This window comes from Bartonella sp. AU18XJBT, assembly GCF_028618595.1.
In the GTDB taxonomy this organism is placed as follows: Bacteria; Pseudomonadota; Alphaproteobacteria; order Rhizobiales; family Rhizobiaceae; genus Bartonella.
The window spans coordinates 1-1,867 of sequence record NZ_JAQITE010000121.1 but is presented as its reverse complement, the minus strand read 5'-3'; the positions used below and the strand labels follow the sequence as shown (position 1 = coordinate 1,867).

General features: G+C 36.2%; 2 protein-coding genes and 1 pseudogene. All 3 read left to right on the top strand.

What is annotated here, in order from left to right:
- Positions 1–902: HNH/ENDO VII family nuclease (locus PVV60_RS10395; protein ID WP_273724661.1), on the top strand; the 902-nt coding region annotated here is incomplete at its 5' end.
- 21 nt (positions 903–923) lie between these two features.
- Positions 924–1,493 (top strand): SMI1/KNR4 family protein, encoded by a 570-nt coding sequence (locus tag PVV60_RS10390; RefSeq protein ID WP_273724660.1) that lies wholly within the window; start codon positions 924–926, stop codon positions 1,491–1,493.
- A gap of 54 nt (positions 1,494–1,547) precedes the next feature.
- A pseudogene (locus PVV60_RS10385) lies at positions 1,548–1,867 on the top strand (hypothetical protein); the annotation flags it as partial.

Sequence of the window (1,867 nt, the reverse complement as noted above, 5' to 3'; positions counted from 1 at the left end):
ATTTTTTCAGCAGTGGTGAGATTTTGGCAACAATTGGTCGGACCCTTGGACAGTCCTATGTAGATCGCATTAATAAAATGGAGGAGGAATATGAGCGAGCCGGTGCTGGTGGATCCTTTAAAGCTGGTCTTGAATTTGGAAAATTATTGACTGAAACAGCATCCCTAATGACAGGAGTTGCTGGAGCAGCCAAGGGAGCCATAAAGCTTGTTGGCAAGCTTACCGAAAAAGCTCTTGCCAAATTAGTAGCTAAGGCTGAGGTAACGGCTGCAAAAGCAGGCAAAGACATCGCTCAATCAACGGAAAAAATAAGCGATAAAGCTGTTGCAGTTCATGAGCAAACAGGAAACAAAGCTTCTCAGACAATTGAAGAAGTCAGAAATAAAATAAAAGATATTTATCCAGAAAAAGACATTGCTCAATCAACGGAAAAAATCAGAGATGAAATTGCTAAAACTCAATATTTCACACAAGGAGAACATTTATGGTCAGACAGAAAATCCACTGTTTTTGAGCTTGAAATACCTCACAAAGGAGAAATAATTACTCAAAAATATGAAGTTTATGAGAGTGAAAAGCTGTTTAATCCTTACCGAATTGTTACTTGGATAGAAAAAGGGAAAGAAGTAGAAGGTACAAATATTGAAAAGATGACAGCAGGAAGAGCGCCCATAGGATTTGATGATAAATCCATTGAATTCCATCACATATTGCAAACACATGATGGTCCTCTAGCAATGGTGACAAACGAGTTTCATAAAAAATATCATCGTATCCTTCATAATAGGCCTAAGGAAATGGGATCAGATATTGATAGAGATTTGTTTAAAAAGTTGAGAGAAGAACTTTGGATGTTATGTGCTGAATGTTATAAACCGAAAGATACAAAAATTAAAAAATAACAATTTATAGGAGAACAAATTATGAAAACTTACACCTTAGATGATGTTGCAGAGTTGGTTGAGAAATATAGTGATATTGTTGATTTTGGCACTGCAGAGGATGCGGTTAGTAATGAAAGGATTGAAGAAGCTGAGAAAATTCTTGGTGTAAAGTTTACAACTTCTTATAAAGACTTTTTAAAAAATTATAAAGGAGGAGAAATTGGAGGTTATGAAATATTTAGCATTTATAACGCAAGTTTTGATAAGTGTCCTGCTGGTGATATTGTTTTCTATCATTTGACGGATATAAAAAATGGTTTCGCAAAACCAAATCAGCTTGCCGTGAATAGAACTGATTTTGGTGAAACCTTTTACTTTGATTATACTCAGTTTCAGGATGGTGAATGCCCACTTTATGTCATGCTTCCATCTGAAGATTGCGAATATTACGCAAGTAATTTTTATGAATTCCTTTGCAAAAGAATTAAAGAAAGCGTGGGAGTTGAGATACCTGATGGTGATCAACCGATTGAAAAGACTGAAAAAGCTCCCATTCCGCAACCTATCCCTTTTTACAAGAGTTTTTGGAAAAAACTATGGAAGAGGTGAAATTGATAGTGAAGAAATATGGAGCGTCTATCACGCACGTTTTGAGGTTCATCTATGAAAACCTATACCTTAGATGATGTTGTAGTACTAGTTGATAAATATAGCGATAGTATCGATTTTGGCTCTACAGATGAAGCAGTTGATGATGCACTGATTGAAAAAGCAGAGGGGATTCTTAAATTGCAATTCACATCCTCCTACAAAAATTTTTTAGAAGCAGGTACGATTTCTGAATATTTAGATGACGATGATGTGGAAAAATATGTTAATCACGCCGTTCATTTTGCTGAAGAACATCTGACCGTTTTAAAGGAGCGAGAGGCGGCGGATGCACGCATTGATGTACACTCTTTGGCTCTCCTTAATACAGTTTC

Bases quoted from the DNA above. Each gene is read 5' to 3' on its own strand.
- PVV60_RS10390 (WP_273724660.1), top strand. From the start codon at position 924: ATGAAAACTTACACCTTAGATGATGTTGCAGAGTTGGTTGAGAAATAT.